The following is a 19,092-nucleotide window of genomic DNA, read 5'->3' on the forward strand; positions in this document are numbered from 1 at the left end:
CGACGGCGATGACAGATCCCCTCCCCGACCCCTTCCTGGACCAGCCGGACTGGGCGCCGCTGCCGCCCCGACCGATAGCGGTGCTGCCGGCCTCCGACCGGGTCGAGCTGCGCGGGCGTCGGGTGCGGGTCGGCCAACCCGGGCTGGGCTGGCGCGGTGACCTCCGCGCGGACGACCGCGTGGTACAGGGCAGCCGCACCTACGTCCCGGTCATCGCCGAGCACGAGTGGTACCGCGCCGAGGCCGATCAGGTCGAGGTCTTCGCCCCCCTCGTTCCGGTCGACCGGGTCTGGGTGGAGACGGTTGGGCTGCGACCGGAGCAGCCGCCCGCGGAGCCGGATCGGCTGGTCTCCCTGGACGCGCCCACCCACCGGGCGCCGACGCCGGTCTTCGAGGCCGACGCCGTCGCCGGCCGGCGGGTCGTGCACGTGGTGGGCTCGGTCGAGCACCGGGACCTACGCGCGGTCACCGAGACCTACTCCAGTGCCGAGGGCGACATCTGCGTCCGGGTCACCCCCGAGGTCGAGTGGTACCGGTGGGCCTGGCGCGGGCAGACCCCGACCACGCTCGAGGTCCCCGTCCACCTGCTCTGGATCGAGTAGGGTCAGTCAGTCCGCGCGCCGGCACAGACCCGCCAGTCCTCGCCCAGCCGGGTGGTGAAGCGCCACGGCTGCCGTTCGCTGTAGGCCACGCCGTCCACATGGGCCGAGATCACCAGCTCCAGCTCGACGACCGCCTCGTCCCCGTCCCGTTGGACCGCGAGACTTTCCCAACTAACTAAAATCGGCACCGCGAAGCGCGCCTCCCGCGCGACCAAGTCCTCGCGCAACGCCCGCAGCTCCGCGACGGACGCTCCCTCGGCGCAGAGGAACAGGTCGGCGAGGGTGTCGTCGCGGTCGACAAAGAATGCACGTAGGTGGTTGTCCACGACTACCTCCGGTGCACTGCGGTCGGGGGTGGTGGCCCGGGCGTAGAGGACGTAGCCACCGACGATCCCGCCCAGCACGAGCGCGGCCAGCACGGCGGCGGTTACGGTGAGGACGGTGCGCAGTCGGCGCCGCGGCGGCGGGACCGGCGCCCCCGCTCCTGGCGCGGGCGCCGAAGGTGGGGCCGCCAGCTGCTCCGAGGGAGGCCGCTGCGCCGGTAGGCGGGACACCTGGGAACCGGCGGGGGGCTGCACTGATTCCACCCCCTGAGGCTAACGGCTGCCGGCCGCTGGCCCAATGCCCAGATTAGGCGGATCGTGACGGCTTCCTCCCCGCCGGTGACGTCGGCAACAACACGAGGCGCAGCACCGCGGCGCCTCCGCCGGAACCAGCTCGTCCTGCGCTACGGTCTTGGCGCGGGGTGGGTCGCCGACCTCGCGAAAAGGGGGTGGACGGGTGGGTCCGAGGAGGCGGGCGAACCGGGCCGCCGCCCTACACCGGCAGGCTGCCGCCACCGCGCTCGCCGCCGCCGACGTCCTCGACGACATCCGCCCCGCTCCCGCCGACCACGCCCGCCAGTACGCGCTCGCTGACCGGCTGCGGAGCGCCGCCGGTCAGCTCGCCCCCGGTTGGGCGGGAGCCGCGCTGGAGACGCTGCCGGCGGAGACCCCCGCCGGGGAGGGGCCGCCGCGCTTCGTCCGGGTCGGCACCGCCGCCCCCCTCGACGAGGCGCGCTTCCCCGCACTGGTCCCGCTGGTCGGCACCGGGAACCTGACGATCGACGCCGACGCCGGGGATCCGCGGGCTGCGGGCCTGGTCCGGGCCGTCCTGTTCCGACTGCTGGCGGCCACGCCGGCCGGGGCGCTGCTGGTCCGGGCGGTCGACGGTACGGGTACCGCGCTGGCCCCGTTCGCGGCGCTCGCCGACGCCGGCCTCCTGCCGCCCCCGGCTACCGACCTCGCCGGCCTGCGGGCGGTGCTGGCGGAGGCGGAGCGGTGGATTGCCCCGGTCGGCGACGGCCGAAGCCGGCACGACCGGACCCTGCTCCTGGTCATCGCCGCACTGCCCGAGTCCACCGACCACACCGACCTGGCCCGTCTGGCCGTGCTCGCCGAGCAGGGCAGCGCGAGCGGTCTGCACCTGGTGGTGGCGGGGTGGCCGGCTGGCCCTGCTCCGCTGCCCCGCGCCGCCTCGCTGACGATCCGCAGTGCGTACGCGCTGCTGGCTGGCCCTCCCGGCACGGAGTTCGGGACGCCGGAGGCGGATCCGTCGGGCGGCGCCGCCCATCCCAACGACGGCCTCGGCTTGAACTCGCCGGTCTTTCTCGAACCGGATCCCCCGGCAGACCTCGTGGACGAGGTCTGCCGACGCGTCGCCGAGCAGGTGGAGGAGGGCTCGCGGCTGGCCCTGGCCGAGCTGCTTCCGGAGCCGGGCGAGCCGGTGTGGACGGCGAGTACCCGCGACGGGATGGCGACGACGGTGGGGGACGCCGGGGGACGGCCGGTCTCGCTGGGCTTCTCCGAGCTGACGCCGCACTGGTTGGTGAGTGGTCGCTCCGAGATCGGCCGCTCGACGTTCCTCGCCACCGCCCTGCTCGGCCTGACCGCCCGCTACGGTCCCGAGGAGCTCGTCGTCTACCTGGCTGACCTCGGCGCCGGGGAGTCCTTCGCCGAGTTTCTCCAGACCGAACACGACCGCTCCTGGATTCCGCAGGTCCGTGCCGCCGCCATCACCGCGGACCGGGAGTATGTGCTGGATCTGTTCGACCTCCTGGCCACCGAGGTCCGCCGCCGCGAGGAGGCCGGGGCCCGAGCCGGCGGGCAGCGGTACCAGGAGCTGCGGCAGCACCGGGAGCTGCCGCGGATCGTCGCCGTGGTGGACGGTCTACCGCGACTGCTCGCCGGCCGGGACCGGATCGCCACCGAGGCCCGGGCCCTGCTCGAGGCCGTGGCGCGCACCGGCCGGTCGTACGGCGTGCACCTGCTCCTAGCCGGGGAGGGGGACCTGGGCCTGCGGGCGCGCAGTGACCGGGATCCGCTGCTCGGGCAGTTCCCGGTGCGGGTGGCGCTGCCCGGTGGGGGTGCGGTGTTGGCGTCGACCAACGACTCGGCGGCCGGGCTGGCGGTGGGGAGTGCGGTGGTCAACACCGCAGGTGGTCTCGGCGGGCCGCGTGGCGCCATCCGGGGACATGAACGGGTGGTCCGCTTCCCCGATCCGCTGGAGCACGGCGAGGTGGTGGCGGACCTGCGGCACCGGCTTTGGGCGGCCCGCCCGGAGCGGAGCGCCCCACCAGTTGTCTTCGCCGGTTACGCCCAGCCGCAGCTCCGCAACGACCCCCGGTACCGCGCGGCGGTGGCCGGTGGGGCAACCGGGCCGGTGGCGCTGCTGGGTCGCGCGGTGGATGTGACCCGGTCGACGGTGGCGGTGCCGCTCGATCCCGCCCCGGGGCGCAATCTGGCGGTGCTCGGCACCGGTACGGCGGCCGCCGGCCTGCTGGTCACCGCGGCCCGCGGTCTCGCCGCCCACCACCAGCCGGGTTCCGCCCGGTTCGTGGTGGTGCCTCCCGCGGATGAGGCGGGGCCACTCGCCGCGGCGCTCGCGGCCGAGTTGGCCACCAAACACTCGGTCGCGGTGGTGGAGCCGGCTGACCTGCCGGCCGCCCTCGACTCCGCCGAGCCGGCCTACCTGGTCGTTTTCGACCTGGACGGGCCCGGTTCCGGACGGGTGCCGCCGGACCGGCTCGCCACCCTGCTCCGGGAGGGGCCGCCGGCCGGTCGTCACCTGCTCGGCCGGTGGGGCACCGTACCCGCGTTCGCGTCCCTACTCGAACCAGGAGACGAGTTGGCCAAGCTCGCCACGGTCGCCGTCGTGGACGTACCGGGAGCCCAGCTCGGGGCGCTCTTCGGCCGCCCGGTGGAGTGGCGCCCTCGACCGGACCGGGCGCTGCTCTGGGACGGGCACAGCGAGCAGGGCGTCGTCCTGGTTCCGTTCGCCACGAATCCGGTCCTGACGTGAGCCGGATACCCATCCAGGATCGGGACCCGGATCGGCAGCATCCCCCGGCGGCCCCGCCGCCGATCCACGTACCGCAGCCGGTTCCTCCGCCGGGGCCGGCCCACCAGCCGCTAACCGACCCCGCGCCGACCGACGCGGCCCACGAGTCCGAACCGGAGCGCCTGCCCGAGGCGACCCACGAGCCCGAGGCGACCCACGAGCCGGAGCCGGCCCACGAGCCCGAGCTCGAGCCGGGTCACGACCCGGCCGAGGCGGCATGGGCCGAGTACCTGGCGGCGACCCGGCAGCTCGACGAAGTACGCCGGGGTGCGGCCACTGCCGCGGGCGAGCAGGCCCGCGCGGTCGCGGCGGCCCGGGAGGAGTTGGCGACGGTCCGGGCCCGGCTGGCGGGGCAGGAGGTGCGGCTGCGCGAGGCTGGCGTACCGCCGATCTCGCTGGCGCCGACGCCACCGGAGCTCTCGGCGGCGAACCGGTCGATGGCGAGTGGGCCGGCGCCGGTGCTGGCCGCGCTGCGGGAGGCGGCCGCCCGGGTGGAGTCGGCGGACGCCGCGCTGGCCGCCCGGGGGCTGGTCAACCTGGCCGGCTGGCCCGTCGTCGCCCGTAACCTGCTCTGCTACGCCCCGCTGGCCCTGCTGACGCCGCTGGTCCAGCTGATCCTGCTCGCTGTCACCGGCCCCGGCACGGTGAGCGTCGCCGCGCTGGTCGTCGGGCTGGCGACGCCGGCGGCGGCGTTCGCGGCGGGCTGGTGGTGGGTGGGGCGCCTCGCCGCGCCGGACGCGGGCGGGCAACCGCACCGCACTCCCCGGCTCGGGGCGTTGGTCTGCCTGGTCCCGGCGGTTCTGGCCAGTACGGTGCTCCTGCTCGCCCTGCTGGGCTGAGCCCGACGGAGGCGTAGCGGTCCCCCGGCGTGGCTGGTGTCCCCGCCGGGCGGGCGAGGTCAGCGCGAGTTGATCAACGCCATCGCCTCGGCGCGGGTCCTCGCATCCGCCTGCAGGCTGCCGCGTACGGCGGAGGTGATCGTGCGGGCCCCCGCCTTCTGAATGCCGCGCATCGCCATGCACATGTGTTCGCACTCCAGGACGACGATCACGCCACGCGGCTGGAGCTGCGCCATCAGCAGGTCGGCGACCTGCGCGGTGAGCCGCTCCTGCACCTGGGGACGGCGCGCGAAGACCTCTACCAGGCGGGCCAGCTTGGACAGCCCGGTGATCCGGCCGTCCGTGCCGGGAACGTACCCGATGTGGGCGCTGCCCCGAAACGGCAGCAGGTGGTGCTCGCAGAGGCTCATCACATCGATGTCCCGGACCAGCACCAGCTCGTCGTGGCTGGCCTCGAAGGTGGTGCTGAGCACCTGCGCCGGGTCGACCCGGAGCCCGGCGAACAACTCGGCGTAGGCCCGGGCGACCCGAGCCGGGGTTTGCTGGAGCCCGTCGCGGTCCGGGTCTTCGCCGACCGCGATCAGGATCTCGCGGACCGCCTTCTCCAGCCGGCCCAGGTCAACGCTCTCCTCGACCGGACGGCCGGCGAGCCGACCGCTGACCAGCCGAGCGGCGACATGGTCCAGGTCGCCGTCGAGCTCGGCGGCGGAGGCGGCCAACCCCGACGGGAGGTTGGCCGCCTGGTCCCCCGGTACGGGGTTGGTCGCCTCGTCGCTGTTCAGTGCGAGCCGTCCGAGTTGTTCGAGGCGGTGCCGCTGACGGCGGCGTTGTCGGCCGAGTCCTGCGCCTTGAGCGCCTCGTTCTCGGCGGGCGTGCGCACCGGCGGCTCGGTGGAGGGCTGACGCTTGCCGAACCCGTTGTACGGGGCCATCGGCGGGCGCTTCGCCACCCGGTCGCAGATCCGGGCCATGTCGGCCGTGGAGAGGGTTTCCTTCTCCATCAGCTCGAGCACGATGTTGTCCAGGACATCGCGGTACTCGACCAGGATCTCCCAGGCCTCGTCGTGGGCCAGTTCGATCAGGGCCCGCATCTCGGCGTCGATCTCGGCGGCGACGGCGTCAGAGTAGCCCCGCTCGTTGCCCATGTTGCGGCCGAGGAACGGCTCGTCACCGCTGCTGCCGTACTTGAGCGCACCGAGCTTGGAGCTCATCCCGTACTGGGTGATCATCGCGCGGGCCAGCTGGGTGGCCTTCTCGATGTCGTTGCCGGCGCCGGTGGTCGGCTCGTGGAACACCAGCTCCTCGGCGGCCCGGCCACCGAGCGCGTAGGCCAGGGTGTCGACCATCTCGGCCCGGGTCTGGGTGTACTTGTCCTCGGTCGGCAGGACCAGGGTGTGCCCCAGCGAGCGACCCCGGGACAGGATCGTCACCTTGTGCACCGGAGCGGCGTGCGGCAGCGCCCAGGCGACCAGCGCGTGCCCACCCTCGTGGTACGCCGTGATCTTCTTTTCGTTGTCACTCATCACCCGGGTACGGCGCTGGGGGCCGGCGATCACCCGGTCGATGGACTCTTCCAGGGAGTCATCGGTGATCGCCCGCTTGTCCCGGCGCGCGGTGAGCAGCGCAGCCTCGTTGATCACGTTGGCCAGGTCGGCGCCACTGAAGCCGGGGGTACGCCGCGCCACCGCGTCGAGGTCGACGTCGGGGGTGAACGGCTTGCCCTTGGCGTGCACCCGCAGGATCGCCTTCCGGCCCTCCATGTCCGGCGCGTCCACCGGGATCTGCCGGTCGAAGCGGCCCGGCCGCAGCAGCGCCGGGTCGAGGATGTCCGGCCGGTTGGTGGCGGCGATCAGGATGACACCGCCCTTGGTGTCGAAGCCGTCCATCTCGACGAGGAGCTGGTTGAGGGTCTGCTCCCGCTCGTCGTGACCGCCACCCATGCCGGCGCCCCGGTGCCGACCGACCGCGTCGATCTCGTCCACGAAGACGATCGCCGGAGCGTTCGTCTTGGCCTGCTCGAAGAGGTCCCGGACCCGGCTGGCGCCGACACCGACGAACATCTCGACGAAGTCCGAGCCGGAGATGGAGTAGAAGGGCACCCCGGCCTCGCCGGCGACCGCGCGGGCCAGCAGGGTCTTACCGGTGCCGGGCGGGCCGAAGAGCAGCACACCCTTCGGGATCTTGGCGCCGAGCGCCTGGTACTTCGCCGGGTTCTGCAGGAAGTCCTTGATCTCGTGCAGCTCTTCGACGGCCTCTTCGGAGCCCGCCACGTCGGCGAAGGTCGTCTTCGGCGTGTCCTTGGTGATCATCTTGGCCTTGGACTTGCCGAAGTTGAGCACCCGGGAGCCGCCGCCCTGCATCTGCGACATGAAGAACACCAGCAGGGCCACCAGCAGCAGGATGGGAAGCAGACTGACCAGCAGGGTCGTCCAGATGCTGTCGCTGGAGACGTCGGTGTCGACCGGGCCGGTGACGCGGTTGTTCGCCTCGGCCTCGAGGACGTCGTTCCAGATCTGGTCGCCGGACTCGTACGGGAACTGCGCCTCGATCTGATCGGTGGTGGTGTCACCGAACTTGGCCGGCTCGGCCAACTTCAGCTGGAGCGTCTGCTCCTTGTCGGCGAAGACGACCTCCTCGATGCCACCCTTTTCGTTGAGCTGCTCCAGCGCAACGGAGGTTTCCACCTCGTGGTACTCGGGCTCATTGAAGGCGAATTGATAGAGAAAAAAGGCGCCGAGGCCGACCAGGAGGACCCAGACCAACGGTCGGCGGAAGAAACGCGTACGTTCCATACTATTGTCGAGCGCCAAGACGCTCGCATCCTCCTGATCGACGTCCGGACCGTCTGAATAGTGTCGCCGCCAGCGTGGCGGCTGAGCCGCCGTGCGGGCCGGTCTGACCCCCGGGGCACCACATCGCGCCACGGTCACTCGACGGTACACCGTTAGCGCCGCATGCGAGCACGCCAGCCCAGCACTTACGCGTAGGGCGAACCGGATCCCGCCGGCGGGACGCGAGCTCCGCACCCGCCACCCAACCGCCCGGTCTCGCGGTTACGGAGGTCAGGCCTGGAGATTACCTCCACGCCACCGGCCCCAACCCTAGTCCGTCCGGCTGAGAGTCCGCTGAGCGTCAAAGCAAGCGCTCCTACCGGGCATAGACCTCAGGTCGGAGTACGCCGACGAAGGGCAACTCCCGGTAGCGCTCCCCGAAGTCGAGCCCGTAGCCGACGACGAACTCGGTCGGGATGTCGAAGCCGACGTACTTGACCGCGACCGGCACCTTCACCGCCTCCGGCTTGCGGAACAGCGCGACCACCTCGACGCTCGCCGCCGAGCGGGACTCCAGATAGCGCAGCAGCCAGGAGAGGGTCAGCCCGGAGTCGACGATGTCCTCCACCACGACCACATGCCGGCCGGCGATGTCCCGGTCCAAGTCCTTGAGGATCCGCACCACACCGGAGGAGGTGGTGCCCTGCCCGTACGAGGAGATCGCCATGAACTCCAGCTCCGCCGGGGGGCCCTGCCGGCCCAGCGCCCGGGCGAAGTCGGCCATGAACATCACCGCGCCCTTGAGGACACAGACGAGTAGCAGCCCGTCCTCGACGTCGGCGTAGTCCGCCGAGATCTGCTTGGCCAACTCCGCCGTCTTGTCGCGGATCTGCGCCTCCGAAATGATCACGTGGTCGATGTCGGCGTCGTACCAAGAGCCGTCAGCCATGACTCCTAGCCTGCCGTACGTCCGATGGTCTCCGTCGGCGGGGCCGCTCCTTTTATCCGACCCAGGCCGGGTTTCTCCGCAAAGACCAGCAAACGGGACCGATCCGCGCCCCCGCTGACCAGCGAACTCCCTCCGGTCACACCGCCGCGGCCGAGTCGACGGCGGCGAGCCGACCCGCCCGCCGGAGCACCCGAAGCCCGCCCGGCAGGTACGCCGCCCCCTGCCCGCGCCAGTCGGTGACCAGCGCCTCCAACGCGCCCACATGCCGGTGCGACAGGGCTGCGGGGCGAGCCCCCAACTCCCGGGCCCAGGCATGCAACACCCGTCCCCGGATCGCCGGCGCCAGCTCCGCGAGCCCGGCCACCCAGAGACCGCCCTCCGGGTGTCGCACCCCGTCCAGCGCGGCGCCGGCCTGCTCGTCCAGCGCCGCCGTGTCGACGGCGACCAGCCGGGCGGTACGGGCCAGGTTGTCCAGCACCGCCGGGCCGAGCGCCCGCACCAGCACCGGCAGCACCTCGGCCCGAACCCGGGCCCGAGCGTACGCCGGGTCCGCGTTGTGCGGGTCCACCCAGGGTTCGAGCCCCAGCGCCGTACAGGCCGCCCGGGTCTGCTCCCGACTCACCTCCAGCAGCGGACGCAGCAGCGCCACCGAGCCGAGCTGCCGCCGGGCCGGCATCCCGGACAGCCCGCGCGGGCCGGCGCCGCGCGCCAACGCCAACAGCACCGTCTCCGCCTGGTCGTCGCGGGTGTGTCCGGTCAGCAGCGCCACCGCCCCAAACCCATCGGCCACCTCGGTCAACGCCCGGTAGCGGGCTGCCCGGGCCGCGGCCTCCGGGCCACCGGGCTGGCCGGACACGTCAACCCGGACCGCCGCGACGGGGGCGAGGCCGGTCTCCCGGGCCCAGGCGGCCACCGCCGCCGCCCGCCGCGCGGAGCCCTCCTGCAGGCCGTGGTCAACGGTGACCAGACCGGCGGAGAGCCCGAGTCGGGGTGCCACGAAGGCGGTCGCGGCGGCGAGAGCGAGCGAGTCGGCTCCCCCGGAACAGGCCACCAGGACCGGCCCCGGACCGGGTAGCTCGGCCAGCGCGTGCCGGATCGCGCGGCGGATCGCGGCGACCGGCGGGGCGAGTGCGGCCACGGGTCGTCGGTCAGTCGCCGGCCGGAAGCGAACCGGCGGGCCCGTGCACCCGGGCCACCCAGGCGTCCGGATCGCTGAGCTCGGCGAGCCGGGGCAAGGTCAGCGGTGAGGCGAAGACCCGGTTGAACCCCGCCATGCCGACCCGCTCGACGACACCGTGCACGAACCGCCGCCCTTCGGCGTACTGGCGCAGCTTGACCTCCACCCCGAGCAGCCGACGGAGCGTCTTCTCCACCGGGTTGCCCGACTCCCGACGGCGGTTGAACGACGCCCGGATCCGCTCCACGCTCGGGATCACCTGCGGCCCCACGCCATCCATCACGAACTCGGCGTGCCCTTCGAGCAACGTCATCAGCGCGGTGAGCCGGTCCAGCACCGCCTTCTGGGCCGGGGTCTGGACGATGTCCAGGACGCTGGTCTGACCGGTCGGCTCCCGTACCGCATCGGCGAGGAGGGCGACGCCGCGACGCAGCCGCTCGACTAGGGGGTCGGCGCCGCTGTTGGAGGCATCCACGAACGCCTGCACCTCGCCGAGAAAGTACGCCCGGAGCCACGGCACCGCGGTGAACTGGGTGCGGTGGGTGACCTCGTGCAGACAGACCCAGAGCCGAAAGTCGCGAGGATCGGCCGCCAGCTTCCGCTCCACCTCGACGATGTTCGGCGCGATCAGCAGTAGCTGGCCCGGTTCGCCGGAGAAGACCTCGTACTGGCCGAGGACCCGGCCGGAGAGGTACGCCAACACCGTGCCGGCCTGCACGCCGGTGATCCGCGAACCGATCGCCTCGGTCAACACACCGGGCTGCTTGTCTCCCGCCAGGCGACCGACCAGCGGGCCGATGACCTCGCGGAGACCGGCGATGTTGGTCGCCGCCCAGTCTCGCCGGTCCACCACCTGCACCGGCGGGTGCGACACCTGCGATCGCAGCCCGGTGAAGTCGCCGACGTGCTCGGCCGCCTCGTCGGTCAGCCGTCGCAGCTCACCGACCACCTCCGTGGCCTCGACATAGGAGACGCGCGGGCCCGTCTTGCCGAGCGTCCCCGCGGTCGCTGCGGCCAGATCCCAGTCCACGAACTGCGCCATGGGCCCACCGTACCCGCGCGGTCGCCCCCCGGTCGGGGCCACGACGTCCCGGCCGGGCCCCGATCCCCACCGCGCCCCTCCGCCCTCCACGTCGGAGCGCACCCGGCTGGGCTCAGCGGCAGCCACAGGAGGCGAGGGCCGCGGCGATCCGGTCCAACGTCATCCGGGCCGCCGTCAGCCCGTCGCCGGGCGCCTGGTCGGTGAGCACCGCGAAGGTGAGCAGGCGCCCGTCGGCGGTGGTCACCAGGCCGGCGATCGCGTGCACCCCGGTCAGCGTGCCGGTCTTGGCACGGACCATTCCGGCGCCGGCCTGCGCCGCGACATCGGTGTAGCGGCCGGCGAGGGTACCCGACCAGGCGGCGACCGGCAGGCCCCCGAAGAGTGTCGCCAGCTCCGGACGGCTCCCGTCGGCGGCGAGCCGAATCAGGTCGGTGAGCAGCGCCGGACTGATCTGGTTGGCACGGGACAGGCCGCTGCCGTCGGCGAGTGTGAGCGCGTCGACCGGCAGCCCCAGCTCCCCCGCGACCGCCTCCATCGACTCCCCCGCACCGGAGAACGACGCCGGCTGCCCCCGGGCCAGGGCCACCTGCCGGGCCAGCGCCTCGGCCACCACGTTGTCGCTGTCAGCGATCATGATGTCGACCAGTCGCACCATCGGCAGCGACTGCACCACGCCCAACTCGGCGCCCGGCGTACCCGCCGTCGCATCCGCACCGGCCTCGGGTGCCCGCCCCCGCTCGACCGCGTCCGTCGGTACGCCCAGCAGCCGGGCGAACGCCTCGCCGGCGTACAGGTCCGGCTCCGGTACCCGTTCGGCGGCGTGGACGCCGTCGTCGTGGTCCCGCTTCGCCTGCTCCAGGTCACCGCGGGCACCGTCGGTCATCAGCGCGGTAATCGCTGAGCCGTACCCGCCGGTGGGAATGTCGTCGTCCCAGCCGGGCGCGTGCACCGGCCCGGAGTACAGCGAGGAGTCGACGACGACCCGTGCCGGGGCGACGTCGCCGAGTGCGGCCTTCACCTGCGTGGCCAGCTCGTCAAGGCGCGCCGCTCCCGGATAGAAACCGGTGCCGTCGACGGCGAGTGTCGGGTCGCCCCCGCCGATGAGCACGACCTCACCGGGAGCCGCACCAGCGACAGCCCGGGTGGGGATCCGGTGCCCCGAGCCGCGCGCGGCCAGCACGGTCGCGGCGGTGACCAGCTTGGTCACGGAGGCGGGTACGGTGCCCTCGGCAGCACCCCGGTCATACAGGACCGACCCGGTCGCGACATCGGCGACCGAGACGTTGACCACCTCACCCAACGCGGCGGAGCTGACCAGCGGGTCGAGCGCGGCACGCACCCCGGCGGCGGCGGGTTCGAGCGCGTTCCCGTCCGCCTCGGCCAACACCGCCGGCGGCGGCTCCGCGGCGGCGTCACCGGCGCGCCACTCGGCTGCCGGGCCCGGCCGTGTCACGGCAACCCCGACCGCGGCCAGCGCGAGGAGCAGCACCGCGGCCAGCACGGCCGGCAACAGCCAACGCCGGGGCCGGCCGGGCGAGGTCGAGCCGGACGGTACGGGGGCGCGAGTGCCGCCGCCGTCCGCGGACTCACCCGGCTTCGGAGCGGGTTCATCGGATTCTCCGGGGGCCGAGGGAGCAGCGGCATAGCCGCCGTTGTCGGAAGCCACCGATGGCGGTCCGGCCGGGCCGGGGCGATCCGGGGGCGTTCCCGGCGGCGACCCGGCGGGAGGTCGATGATCAAGGTGGGCATCCGGTACCGGTACCCGCCCGACCGCACCGCCGCGAGCAGATCTGCCGGTCTCCCGTCCAGTACTCTGCTCCGGACGGTAGTGTGAATCTTCCCTCCCCACGGCCCCCTCCTCGCCCCGCGGAACCTGCTTGGGTGACACTACTTCGGTCCGAAGACTATGCGGACACCGGACCGTCGGGCGGGAGTTCCGCCTGTCCGGCGACGGACACCGCCGGTCAATGCCAGCGTGGGCAGACGAGGAGCGTGCAGATGGATTTCGACGTCACGGTTGAGATCCCGAAGGGTCACCGCAACAAGTACGAGGTTGACCACGTGACCGGTCGGATCCGGCTGGACCGTACCCTCTTCACCTCCACGCAGTACCCCGCCGACTACGGCTTCATCGAGGGCACCCTGGGCGAGGACGGCGACCCGCTGGACGCCCTGGTGCTGGTCCCGGAGCCGACCTTCCCGGGCTGCCTGATCCGGTGCCGCACCATCGGCATGTTCCGGATGACCGACGAGAAGGGTGGCGACGACAAGGTTCTCTGCGTCCCGTACGAGGACCCGCGTCAGGAGCACCTCCGCGACATCCACCACCTCGGCGAGTTCGACCGCCTGGAGATCCAGCACTTCTTCGAGGTGTACAAGGACCTCGAGCCCGGCAAGTCCGTCGAGGGCGCCACCTGGGTGGGCCGGCAGGAGGCCGAGGAGGAGATCGTCGCGTCGATCCGGCGTGGCCGGGAGGCCGAGGAGCACGGCGACTCCGCACACTGACCCAAGACACCGGCGGGCCGGGGGCGCTCAACGAGCAGCCCCCGGGCCTGTTCGTACCGGTTGAACCCGCCCGGCGACCGAGACCACCGGGGCAGCGATGGCCAGCTCGGCGCGCCTCGGCCCGTCGTCACCGGTGCTACCCGTCGCCTCCGGCAGCAACTTCTGACCTCGGCTCGCCAGCTGCCGCCGCCATGTCCGAGGGCGCCGGTTACACCATCGGGGCCGCGGGAACCGTTATTCTCCGAACGTTATGACTAGGTGGGTCGAACGCGAGGGGTTCAGGACGTGATCGGGGTACGGCGTGGTAGCAGGTCCGCCGCCCGGCGGGGGGCCGCCGGGCGCGTGTTGCGCTCGCTGACGTCGGCCGCCCTCGTCGTGCCGGTCGCCGCCGTCGTGCCGGTCGCCGCCGTCGTGCCGGTCGCCGCCGTCGCGCCGGGCGCCGCCGTGGGCCCCGGCCAGTCGGCCAGCAGGGCCCTGGTGGAGCTGACCGAGAGCTCCGCCGACCAGGTTCGCGACGACCAGTGGCAGCTGGATATGTTGCGCGCCAGCACGGCGTGGCGCCACTCGACCGGGGCCGGGGTGGTGGTGGCGGTCATCGACTCCGGTGTGGATGGCGCACATCCGGACCTGGCTGGACGGGTGCTACCCGGTCTCGACCTGGTCGGGTCCTCGCCCACCGCCGACCCGGATCCGGTGGGCCACGGTACGGCGGTGGCCGGGTTGATCGCGGGTCGCCACGACGACAGCAGCGGAGTGGTGGGCCTCGCACCCGACGCCCGGATCCTGCCGGTACGGGTCCTGGACGCGGAGAACCGCTACGACAACGCGTTGATCGTGGCGAACGGCGTCCGGTGGGCCGTTGACAACGGCGCCCGGGTGATCAACCTGTCGCTCGGCGGCAGCAGCGCCAGCCCGGCGCTGGCCGCCGCACTGGACTACGCGTTCGCCCGGGACGTGGTGGTCGTCGCCTGCACCGGCAACGAGAGCGCCTCGAACTCCAGCACGGTCTGGTACCCGGCCCGGGAGCCGGGGGTGGTCGCGGTCTCCGGGCTGGACCAGGAGGGTGAGAAGCTCTGGTCCGGTGCGATCACCGGCCGGGAGACGGTGCTCACCGCGCCCGCGACCGGCCTGGTGGGCGCGCGGCCGCCGGACGGGTACTGGCGGGTTCAGGGCACCAGCTTCGGCGCGCCACTGGTCTCGGCCACCGCCGCGTTGATTCGCGCCCGCTATCCAGAGATGCCCGCCGGCGATGTGATCAATCGAATGCTGCGCACCGCTTCGGACATCGGTGCCGCCGGCCGGGACGACAGCTTCGGGTACGGGCTGGTCGACCCGGTCGCGGCGCTGACCGCCGAGGTGCAGCCGGTCGGGCTCAACCCACTGGACGACCACTCCTCGCCGGGGGTGGTCGGCTTCGGCCCGGCGCCGACCACGGCCAGCGCGGATACCGAGGGCACCGGGCTCGAATTCCTCCCGACCGTCCCGTCGGCGTCGTGGCAGCCGTGGTCGACGGGAGCTGGTGGGGGCGGCGCCACGTCGAAACGGCCGCGGTCCGGGCTGGCGGGTCCATCGGACCGGATTGCCCGCTGGCGATCCGGGTAGCCGGAGGCCATGTGCGCGCTCGGCCCCGGCACGGCCGCCCGGCCGTCCTGGCGCCACCGCCGCCTGCACCCCGACCACGGGCTGGGGCTGCGGCTGACCCTCGCCGTTGTCTCCGCGTTCCTGGTGTTGGTGCCGTTCCTGCTCGCGCTGCTGGTGTTGACGTCCTGGTCGCCGTTGCGACGGCTGGATCGGGCGGTGACCGAGGCGCTCGTCGACTACGGCCTGCGGCATCCGGAATGGGCCCGGGCGCTGAACGTGTGGACCGAGGTCTTCGCGCCGATGCCGCTACGGTTGGCCGCGCTGGTGGTGGTTGGCTGGCTGGCCCGGCGCCAGGCCCGACAGCTGGCACTCTGGGTCGCCGTCACCATGACTTTCGGCGGGCTGCTGAGCCCACTGCTCAAGTTGCTCGTCGGGCGGCCCCGGCCGGAGTTCCCGGAACCGCTGGCCCAGGCGGTCGGGCTCGCCTTTCCGTCCGGGCACGCGCTGAACGCGGCGCTCGCCGCCGGTGTGCTGCTGGTGGTCTTCCGACCCGGACCGGGCCGCTCCGCGAAGCGGTACGCGATCTGGGCAGCCGCGTTTCTCCTCGCCGTGGTGACCGGGTTCAGCCGGGTGGCGCTGGGCGTGCACTGGAGCAGCGACGTGGTTGCCGGCTGGCTGCTGGGTACCGCCGTGGTGGCCGCGACCGCCGCGGTCTTCACGGTCTGGCGGGCTACCCCACCGCACCGTCGTTGAGGCGCTCAGGTGCACTCACCGGTGCTGACGCCGCGCACGCGTTCGGCCCCGGCCAGGGCGACCGAGCGGGCCTCGTCCGCGGTCACGGCGAAGCCGGTGTTCGGGTCGTCGACGGCCGCCGCGAAGATCACCCCGAGCACCAGGCCGTTCGTGGAGACCAACGGGCCGCCGGAGTTTCCGCTCTGCACCAGGGCCCGGATCGTGTAGACCTCCCGGGTCACGTTCCCGCTGGAGTAGATGTCCGGGCCGGTGATCTCGTCCACCTCCCGGACCCGGGCTGACTGCGCGTTGTACGGACCGTCGAGCGGGAAGCCGAGCACGATCGCGTCCGCGCCGCTGTCCTCGTTGCCGGCGGCGAAGCGCATCGACGGGCCGGGCAGGCCCGGGACGTGCAGGACTGCCAGGTCCCGGTCCGGGTCGTACACCACCACCTGGGCGTCGTACCGTTCGCCGTTGAGCTCGACGACGGTGGAGCGGGTTCCGGCCACCACGTGGGCGTTGGTCATCACCCGGTCGTCGGCGTAGACGAAGCCGGAGCCCTCCAGACGGCGGGAGCAGCTCGGGGCGGAGCCGAGCACCTTGACCACGGATTTCTCACTGTTGGCGACCACCTGCGAACCGGCGAGGGCCGGGTCGGGCGGGGCGACCTGCCGGGCGCGGGTGGGCGCCAGGCCGCCGAAGACGTCCGGGAAGCCGTTGGTGTCGACGGTCTCCCGCAGCGCGGTGGAGAGCTTTTGCGCCTGCTCGGGCAGGACCCGGTCCACCACGGTGAGCAGCGCGCTGTTGCGAACCGCGGAGGCCAGCCAGGGCAGCGACGACGAGCCTAGTGGGACCGCGACCAGCCAGGCGACCAGGAGCACGGCGAAGAGCGAGACGAAGGCGCCGCCGATATCGTCCGCCTGCCGCCCAAGGTCACTGCTGATCGTGCGGCGTAGATGCGTACCGAGCCAGCCGGCGATCGCCTGCCCCACCACCGCCAGCCCAAAGATCGCCACCAGGGAGACCAGTACCCGGGTGCCGCTGTCCAGGAACTGCTGTGCGAGCCGGGGGCCGAGCTGTAGGCCGGCCAGCGCTCCGAGAAAGAACCCGGAGAACGACAGCACGCCGGTGACGAAGCCCTGACGGTATCCACTAATCGCGAACACGAGCATGAGCAGGAGCAGTACGAGATCCACGGCGGACACGGGTCCAGCCTACGGGGCTCGGGCCCACCGGACCGCCGCTGCCGCTACGCAAGGTCACGGGAGTCAGCGCAGGGCGCTCTCGTCTGCCTCATCAGTCCCGGCGGAGGGCGCCGGTTCCGCGGCCACCGGGGGAAGGTCCAGCACCCGCCCCGGGCGCCATGGGCGGGCCCAGCCCCCCATGTCGAGCAGGGTGGAGAGCACCGCCGCGGTGAAGCCCCACACCAGCATGCCGCGGACGGAGAAGGCCGGGCCGATCCAGCCACTCGGGTGGCGTACCCGCAGCCGGTTCTCGGGGTCAACCAGTTCGGTGATCGGCATCCGGGCCACGTGCGCCACCTCGGCCGGCTCCCGGGGGTGCACCGGGTGGGGGGCGTGCCACCAGCCCAGCACCGGGGTCACCACGAAGTCGCTGACCGGGATCCAGAGCTTCGGCAGTTCGGCGAGGACGGTGACGGTTCCCGGATCGAGATCAACCTCCTCGTTCGCCTCGCGGAGCGCGGTTGCGGGGGCGTCCGCGTCCTCGGGGTCGGCGGCACCGCCGGGAAAGGCCGGCTGCCCCGCATGGTTGCGCAGGGTGGCGGCTCGCTGAAGGATCAGCACGTCCGGACCGGTGCCGGGGTCCTCGCCGAGCAGCACCAGCACGGCGCTCTCCCGCCCACCGCTTTCCGGGGTGGGCAGCCGGGTGAAGTCCTCCGTCCGGGCGCTGCCCAGCCGGGTCCGCAGCGGGTCGAGCCAGGATGGCGGCTGCCGACTCATCCCGCCACCGCCGCAGCCGGGCAGCGGGCGAGATGCGGGCGGCTCATTCCGGCACCACCACGCCCAGGTGTACCCGGACCAACTCGGCGAGGCGGGCGTCGTCGAGCGCCCCGGAGACGTCGACGTGCTGGATCCGGCTGTTCGCGTCAACGAGGATGGTCATCGGAATGGCCTTGCGTCCCAACGACCGTTGCAGCGCTTCGCCCTGGTCGATCAGGCTGGGGAAGCGGACCCCGAAGTCCTCGCCGATCGACTGGGCGCCGCTGCGGGTGTCCCGCATGTTCACCCCGACGACCGTCAGCTGCCCTTCGGCCCGCTCACTGAGCCGCTGGAACGCGGGCAGCTCGGCGCGGCAGGGGGCACACCACGAGGCCCAGAGGTTGAGCACGGCTGGGCCCCTGATCTGGTGCAGCTCGACTGGGGCGCCACCGGTGAAGCAGGCCAGCGTCAGCTCCGGCAGGGGCGTGCCGGCGGCGGCCGTGCCGGTAGCGGCCGGGGTAGCGGAGGCCGCGCCGGCGGCGGCCGGCGTAGCGGCGGCCGTGCCGGTAGCGGGCGGGGCGCTGGGCCGGTCGGTGGTCAGACCGGAGCAGTCCGCGAACGGGGACGGCCGGCTCTGCGCCGCCTCATCCCGGGTGCGGGAGGCGTTCTCCGGCCCGGCGTCCGTGCAGCCGGCCACCGCCAGTAACACCGGGACGAGCAGGGCGACGAGCCGCTTCCTCACGGCGCCTCCACCGCCCCGTCCTGGGCCGGCACCAGCTCCGGATCGACGCCCGCGGCCACCGCGAGTTCCCGGGCACGGGGGCCCTTGAGCAGCCGCGCGGCCACCGCCGGATCGGTCGGCCCGGTCCCATACGACGGGCAGAGCTTCGTCAGGGTGCAGGCGCCGCACGCCGGCTTTCGGGCCGCGCAGACCCGACGCCCGTGGAAGATGATCCGGTGCGACAGCATCGTCCAGTCGCGCTTCGGATAGAGCGCCCCGATAGCGTGCTCGATCTTGACCGGGTCGGTCTCGGTGGTCAGCCCCCACCGCCGTACGAGTCGGTTGAAGTGCGTGTCGACGGTGATTCCCGGCACGTCAAACGCGTTGCCGAGGATGACGTTCGCCGTCTTGCGGCCGATTCCGGGCAGGGACACCAGGTCGGCCAGTTTCCCGGGAACCTGACCGTCGTGTCGTTCGACCAGCCCCTGGCCCAACCGGATCAGGGAATCTGCCTTGTTGCGATAGAAGCCGGTGGAGCGGATCAGCTCCTCCAGCTCGGCCCGGTCGGCGCCGGCGTAGTCGGCCGCCTGCGGGTAGCGGGCGAACAACTTCGGGGTGACCTCGTTGACCCGCTTGTCCGTGCACTGTGCGGAGAGGATCGTGGCGACCGCCAGCTCCAGCGGGTTGGAGTGATCGAGTTCGCAGTGCGCGTCCGGGTGGGTGTCGGCCAGCACCCGCCCGATCCGCCGGGCGCGGCGCGTCCGACCGAGGTCGGTCTCCCTGAGGCTGTTGGTCACGCCGGCCAGCCTACGTCGCCGGCCGGCCGTCCCCATTCGTGCCCGCGCGATGAGGCCGC

17 protein-coding genes are annotated in these 19,092 nt (G+C 73.0%); 6 read left to right on the forward strand and 11 right to left on the reverse strand.

From position 1 onward, the window contains the following. Positions 1–8 precede the first annotated feature (8 nt). Positions 9–602 carry a hypothetical protein gene (locus tag SALPAC2_RS0115125; protein ID WP_018217482.1) on the forward strand — a complete coding sequence of 198 codons (594 nt, stop codon included), beginning with the start codon at positions 9–11 and terminating at the stop codon, positions 600–602. Between the two features lie 2 nt (positions 603–604). Here SALPAC2_RS0115125 and SALPAC2_RS0115130 read toward each other — a convergent pair whose 3' ends face one another. Next, positions 605–1,180, reverse strand: coding sequence for a hypothetical protein (locus SALPAC2_RS0115130; RefSeq protein ID WP_026184756.1), 576 nt, complete (start codon positions 1,178–1,180; stop codon positions 605–607). A gap of 202 nt (positions 1,181–1,382) precedes the next feature. Between SALPAC2_RS0115130 and SALPAC2_RS0115135 the strand changes: the two genes are divergently transcribed. Both SALPAC2_RS0115135 and SALPAC2_RS0115140 read left to right on the forward strand, forming a co-directional pair. Beyond that, entirely contained in the window at positions 1,383–3,941 is a 2,559-nt protein-coding gene (locus SALPAC2_RS0115135; protein WP_018217484.1) for an FtsK/SpoIIIE domain-containing protein, read from the forward strand. Continuing rightward, positions 3,938–4,819 carry a hypothetical protein gene (locus SALPAC2_RS0115140; RefSeq protein ID WP_018217485.1) on the forward strand — a complete coding sequence of 294 codons (882 nt, stop codon included), beginning with the start codon at positions 3,938–3,940 and terminating at the stop codon, positions 4,817–4,819. Before SALPAC2_RS0115135 ends, SALPAC2_RS0115140 begins: the two co-directional genes overlap by 4 nt. A gap of 59 nt (positions 4,820–4,878) precedes the next feature. On the opposite strand, the gene folE is transcribed toward SALPAC2_RS0115140, so the two are convergent. The 6 genes from folE to dacB form a co-directional block, all read right to left on the reverse strand. After that, positions 4,879–5,538 (reverse strand): GTP cyclohydrolase I FolE, encoded by a 660-nt coding sequence (folE, locus tag SALPAC2_RS0115145; RefSeq protein ID WP_018217486.1) that lies wholly within the window; start codon positions 5,536–5,538, stop codon positions 4,879–4,881. Positions 5,539–5,597: 59 nt separating this feature from the next. Continuing rightward, positions 5,598–7,610: an ATP-dependent zinc metalloprotease FtsH gene (gene ftsH / locus SALPAC2_RS0115150; RefSeq protein ID WP_018217487.1), complete on the reverse strand. Its 2,013-nt coding sequence runs from the start codon at positions 7,608–7,610 to the stop codon at positions 5,598–5,600. Positions 7,611–7,965: 355 nt separating this feature from the next. Next, positions 7,966–8,538 (reverse strand): hypoxanthine phosphoribosyltransferase, encoded by a 573-nt coding sequence (gene hpt, locus SALPAC2_RS0115155; protein ID WP_018217488.1) that lies wholly within the window; start codon positions 8,536–8,538, stop codon positions 7,966–7,968. Positions 8,539–8,674: 136 nt separating this feature from the next. Next, the gene (tilS, locus tag SALPAC2_RS0115160; RefSeq protein ID WP_018217489.1) at positions 8,675–9,676 is read right to left on the reverse strand and encodes a tRNA lysidine(34) synthetase TilS; all 1,002 of its coding nucleotides are present in this window, start codon (positions 9,674–9,676) and stop codon (positions 8,675–8,677) included. Positions 9,677–9,686: 10 nt separating this feature from the next. Continuing rightward, positions 9,687–10,757 carry a zinc-dependent metalloprotease gene (locus SALPAC2_RS0115165; RefSeq protein WP_018217490.1) on the reverse strand — a complete coding sequence of 357 codons (1,071 nt, stop codon included), beginning with the start codon at positions 10,755–10,757 and terminating at the stop codon, positions 9,687–9,689. A gap of 112 nt (positions 10,758–10,869) precedes the next feature. Continuing rightward, positions 10,870–12,606: a D-alanyl-D-alanine carboxypeptidase/D-alanyl-D-alanine endopeptidase gene (gene dacB, locus SALPAC2_RS24885; RefSeq protein ID WP_033661851.1), complete on the reverse strand. Its 1,737-nt coding sequence runs from the start codon at positions 12,604–12,606 to the stop codon at positions 10,870–10,872. 149 nt (positions 12,607–12,755) lie between these two features. Between dacB and SALPAC2_RS0115175 the strand changes: the two genes are divergently transcribed. The 3 genes from SALPAC2_RS0115175 to SALPAC2_RS0115185 all read left to right on the forward strand — a co-directional run bounded on the left by SALPAC2_RS0115175 (position 12,756) and on the right by SALPAC2_RS0115185 (position 15,596). Beyond that, positions 12,756–13,262 (forward strand): inorganic diphosphatase, encoded by a 507-nt coding sequence (locus tag SALPAC2_RS0115175; protein ID WP_018217493.1) that lies wholly within the window; start codon positions 12,756–12,758, stop codon positions 13,260–13,262. A gap of 285 nt (positions 13,263–13,547) precedes the next feature. Continuing rightward, complete coding sequence (gene mycP, locus SALPAC2_RS24890; protein ID WP_018217494.1) at positions 13,548–14,864, forward strand: type VII secretion-associated serine protease mycosin; 1,317 nt, start codon at positions 13,548–13,550, stop codon at positions 14,862–14,864. A gap of 9 nt (positions 14,865–14,873) precedes the next feature. Continuing rightward, positions 14,874–15,596, forward strand: coding sequence for a phosphatase PAP2 family protein (locus tag SALPAC2_RS0115185; RefSeq protein ID WP_018217495.1), 723 nt, complete (start codon positions 14,874–14,876; stop codon positions 15,594–15,596). A gap of 5 nt (positions 15,597–15,601) precedes the next feature. Here SALPAC2_RS0115185 and SALPAC2_RS0115190 read toward each other — a convergent pair whose 3' ends face one another. The 4 genes from SALPAC2_RS0115190 to nth all read right to left on the reverse strand — a co-directional run bounded on the left by SALPAC2_RS0115190 (position 15,602) and on the right by nth (position 19,069). Then, on the reverse strand, positions 15,602–16,780 hold the full coding sequence (locus SALPAC2_RS0115190; RefSeq protein ID WP_018217496.1) for a MarP family serine protease: 1,179 nt from the start codon (positions 16,778–16,780) through the stop codon (positions 15,602–15,604). A gap of 63 nt (positions 16,781–16,843) precedes the next feature. After that, positions 16,844–17,536, reverse strand: a complete 693-nt coding sequence (locus SALPAC2_RS0115195; protein WP_018217497.1) for an NUDIX hydrolase — start codon at positions 17,534–17,536, stop codon at positions 16,844–16,846. A 43-nt stretch (positions 17,537–17,579) separates the two neighbouring features. Beyond that, entirely contained in the window at positions 17,580–18,257 is a 678-nt protein-coding gene (locus tag SALPAC2_RS0115200) for a TlpA family protein disulfide reductase (RefSeq protein WP_018217498.1), read from the reverse strand. Continuing rightward, positions 18,254–19,069 (reverse strand): endonuclease III, encoded by an 816-nt coding sequence (gene nth, locus SALPAC2_RS0115205; protein WP_033661850.1) that lies wholly within the window; start codon positions 19,067–19,069, stop codon positions 18,254–18,256. Before nth ends, SALPAC2_RS0115200 begins: the two co-directional genes overlap by 4 nt. Positions 19,070–19,092 lie beyond the last annotated feature (23 nt).

It is taken from the genome of Salinispora vitiensis, from assembly GCF_000378825.1.
In the GTDB taxonomy this organism is placed as follows: domain Bacteria; phylum Actinomycetota; class Actinomycetes; order Mycobacteriales; family Micromonosporaceae; genus Micromonospora; species Micromonospora vitiensis.

Bases quoted from the DNA above. Each gene is read 5' to 3' on its own strand.
- SALPAC2_RS0115185 (WP_018217495.1), top strand. From the start codon at position 14,874: ATGTGCGCGCTCGGCCCCGGCACGGCCGCCCGGCCGTCCTGGCGCCAC.
- hpt (WP_018217488.1), bottom strand. From the start codon at position 8,538: ATGGCTGACGGCTCTTGGTACGACGCCGACATCGACCACGTGATCATT.
- SALPAC2_RS0115175 (WP_018217493.1), top strand. From the start codon at position 12,756: ATGGATTTCGACGTCACGGTTGAGATCCCGAAGGGTCACCGCAACAAG.
- ftsH (WP_018217487.1), bottom strand. From the start codon at position 7,610: ATGGAACGTACGCGTTTCTTCCGCCGACCGTTGGTCTGGGTCCTCCTG.
- SALPAC2_RS0115125 (WP_018217482.1), top strand. From the start codon at position 9: ATGACAGATCCCCTCCCCGACCCCTTCCTGGACCAGCCGGACTGGGCG.
- SALPAC2_RS0115165 (WP_018217490.1), bottom strand. From the start codon at position 10,757: ATGGCGCAGTTCGTGGACTGGGATCTGGCCGCAGCGACCGCGGGGACG.
- SALPAC2_RS0115195 (WP_018217497.1), bottom strand. From the start codon at position 17,536: ATGAGTCGGCAGCCGCCATCCTGGCTCGACCCGCTGCGGACCCGGCTG.
- nth (WP_033661850.1), bottom strand. From the start codon at position 19,069: ATGGGGACGGCCGGCCGGCGACGTAGGCTGGCCGGCGTGACCAACAGC.